The following is a 3,030-nucleotide window of genomic DNA, read 5'->3' on the forward strand; positions in this document are numbered from 1 at the left end:
GCGCGCGCGCGGGGGGGTGCGCGCGGGCGCCCTCATCCTGGTGGTCCTCCCGTGAGTGGGGTACAGTGCGCCTTTAGCTGTCCGCGGCGCCCCCCCCCCCCCCCCGCCGGGTGCCGACGGCGATGTGCGGCCGCCGCTCCGGATCCGCCCAGGCCAGGATCGCCCGCATGGCGTCCGCCGGGACGGAGACGCAGCCGGCGGTCGCCCCGCGCCCGTTCACGTGCAGGAAGATCCCGGCGCCCCGCATCCGCACCGGGCGGGCGTAGTTGAAGCCGATGACGAGCGCGTGGGCGTACTGCGTCCCGTACGCGACGATGTGCTCGGCCTCCGCGGCGCGGCAGTCCGCCGGCAGTCCCTCGACCCAGCGGTTGTACGCGCGCGAGTCGTTGTCCTGGCACCACCAGGAGTCGTCGGTGGCCCGCACGTACCGGTACGCCGTGCCCGTCGGCGCGGGCCGGATGCCGAAGGCGTACGGCAGGTCGAAGAGGCCGGTCGGCGTGGTGTTCGTGCCCTGCCGCCGGGTGGCGCCCTCGGCCAGCCCCTTCGCCCCGAACCGGGCCGGCGCCGACCCCGCCCGCACCCACCGCCCGCCGCGCCGGTCCCACCAGGTGACGGTGCCGGTGGTGGCGGAGGTGTCCGCGGCCACGGCGGTGATCAGCTGGGAGCCGCCTCCGGTGTCCGCCATCCGCGCGGGCAGCGGGACCACCGGGGGAGTCGGCGCGGAGGCCAGGGAGAGCAGGGCGGCGCCGAGCGCCAGAAGGGTACGCATGGCGGCGACGCTAGGCCGCCCCCTCCGCGTCGGCGAGGCTACTGGGCCGACCGGGGGAGCGGCGGCAGCGGCAGCGGGAGCGCGGGCAGTCCGTCGATGCTGGTGGCGATGTGCTCCTTGCCCTCGCAGTACGTGTTGAACTCGTCGTCCGTCTTGCGGTTGAAGAAGTCGGCGTGCAGCGAACGCTCTTCGCGGTACTCCATCAGCGGGACGGCGAAGCCGCAGGAGTCGCTGATCCGGCGCGCGTGCACCAGGACGATCGCCCGCGCGCTGATCTGGTCCTTGACCGCCTCCTCGGGGAACCGGGCGAAGAGCTCCGGCCAGCGCGGGTCGTCCCGCAGGACCACCTCGCCGTCGCCGTGCACCCGCACCACGGTCGGCGGGCCGGAGAAGGCCGTCCACATGAGGGTGATCCGGCCGTTGCCGGGCTCGCGGAGATGGGCGAGGGTCTCCGCGGTGCTGCCGCCGAAGTCGACTTAGGCGAGGGTCAGTTCGTCGAGGACGACGAGGGTGCCCCGGCGGCCCTTGGGGGAGAGGTTGACATGCCCGTCACCGGACAGCGGCGCGGTGGCGGTGAAGTAGAGGGGCTGGTCCTCGATGAAGGCACGCAGCCGCCCGTCGATACGCTCGTACGTTTTTCCCATGGGTGCATTCTCCGTCGCCCCGGACCCGTCGTGGCCGGCCGTCCCACGGCTCAGACAAACCAGGGCCGCAGGGCGCGCCGCGCCTCCCGCACGACGGCGGGCTCGGGGTCGTCGAGCAGCGCCTTCATCCGCGCCGGCGCCACGGCGTCGAGCAGCCGCAGCCCGGCGACCGCCGACGCCCGCACCCGCCCGTCCGGATGCCCCGTCAACTCCCGCAGCCGCGCCGCGTCCACGCCCCGGCTGCCGCACTCGCCGAGCCCCAGCGGCGCCCGAGCCGGCGGCTCCGGAGCCGCGCACGCCGCCCGGTACAGGGCCACCGGGTCGCCCCCGCCCTGCCGCACCACCCAGCGGGCGCACGCGCGCGTGCGCCCCGACCGGTCGTAGAGGTACGGCTCCGCCTCCGCGTGCCGCCCGGCGCCGCGCAGCGCGGTCACCCCGGCCGCCCGTACCCGCCCGAAGCGAGAGCCCAGGAGGACGGGCACGGTCGCGTCCGGCCGGCCGGTGGCCACCGCCGCCGAGGAGGCCCGCTCCTGCACCACGGGGTCGTGGTCCCCGGCGGCCACCAGGGCCAGGCCGAGCCCGTCGTACAGCCCGAGGTCGAGGACGACGGCGAGCGCGGCCCGCCGGGTCGCGCCGTCGCGGCAGCCGAGCAGCAGCGCGTTCACCCGCGTCGCGTCCCCGCCCCGCAGCAGCCCGTCGAGGAGTTCCGCGACGGCGCCGCCGCGCAGGCGCCCGCCGATCCGCAGGATCACCGGCGCGGTGACGGCGAGGGCCTCGTGCGAGGCGGCGGGCAGCGCCTCCCGCAGCAGCGCCATGGCACGCGCGCGTACCGGCTGCACCCAGTCCGCGGCGCGGACCGCGAGCAGGGGCAGCAGCTCGGGCCGGCCCGCCGTGTACGACAGCGCGGCATGCCGGATCCGCCCGTCGGGGTCGCACAGCGCGAGCGCGAGCTGCGCCTCGGTCGGGGTCTCCCGCACCCGGTCGGCGGCCCGGTCCCACAGGCCGCGCCACCCGGGCCCGTGGACGCCGGTGAGCCACCCGTGCGAGGGTTCCAGGTCCCCGTGCCGGACCGCCTGCCGCACGTCCCAGTCCAGGTGCGCCCACGCCTTCGGACGCGTCACGTCCAGAACCCGGTACAGGGGCAGCCCCCGCTCCAGCCGCCGCACCGCCGCCTTCCGCGCCTCCGTCTCGTTCGTCATGGGGAGAGGCTAGGCGCCGGGGATCCGCCCCCGCCCGTGGGTTTCCGCCCGGATGGCTCACCGGCCGCGTGCCGCCCGGCGGCGCTCCTTGCGGGTGGCCCACCAGCGGTCGATCCGCTCCGCGTTCGCCTCGGCGAGGGCACGGATCGCGTCCCCGTGCGGACCCTCGGCGGCGCGCCTGTCCCACACCACCTGCAGCGCCTTGTCGCGGGCGGCGGTGCGGACCTCCCGCACGGGGTCGTCCAGCAGGCGCAGGGCGTTGAGCAGGACTTCGGGGGCGTGGCGGCCGTCGAGGAGCTCCATGGCGAGCGCCCGCGGCCCGGGCGCCCCGCCAGGCGCCGCGAGGGCGATCAGCCGCTCCGAGGGGACCGCGCGGGCGGCGCGCCCCCCGGGGCGGGGCCGCGCCAGCCCCCGCCGC

3 protein-coding genes and 1 pseudogene are annotated in these 3,030 nt (G+C 77.3%); all 4 read right to left on the minus strand.

Annotation, left to right across the window (positions count from 1 at the left end):
* Positions 1–73 precede the first annotated feature (73 nt).
* Positions 74–769, minus strand: coding sequence for a L,D-transpeptidase (locus ACFW1I_RS32640; protein WP_384676733.1), 696 nt, complete (start codon positions 767–769; stop codon positions 74–76).
* Between the two features lie 38 nt (positions 770–807).
* A pseudogene (locus ACFW1I_RS32645) lies at positions 808–1,413 on the minus strand (pyridoxamine 5'-phosphate oxidase family protein).
* A 50-nt stretch (positions 1,414–1,463) separates the two neighbouring features.
* Positions 1,464–2,612, minus strand: coding sequence for a hypothetical protein (locus ACFW1I_RS32650; RefSeq protein WP_384676735.1), 1,149 nt, complete (start codon positions 2,610–2,612; stop codon positions 1,464–1,466).
* 57 nt (positions 2,613–2,669) lie between these two features.
* A partial coding sequence (locus ACFW1I_RS32655; protein WP_384676737.1) for a hypothetical protein occupies positions 2,670–3,030 on the minus strand: 361 nt, incomplete at its 5' end.

Source organism: Streptomyces sp. NPDC058955 (assembly GCF_042741435.1).
Lineage (GTDB): Bacteria > Actinomycetota > Actinomycetes > Streptomycetales > Streptomycetaceae > Streptomyces.

Excerpts from the sequence above, each read along its gene's own strand:
- ACFW1I_RS32640 (WP_384676733.1), bottom strand. The coding sequence starts at position 769 with ATGCGTACCCTTCTGGCGCTCGGCGCCGCCCTGCTCTCCCTGGCCTCC.
- ACFW1I_RS32650 (WP_384676735.1), bottom strand. The coding sequence starts at position 2,612 with ATGACGAACGAGACGGAGGCGCGGAAGGCGGCGGTGCGGCGGCTGGAG.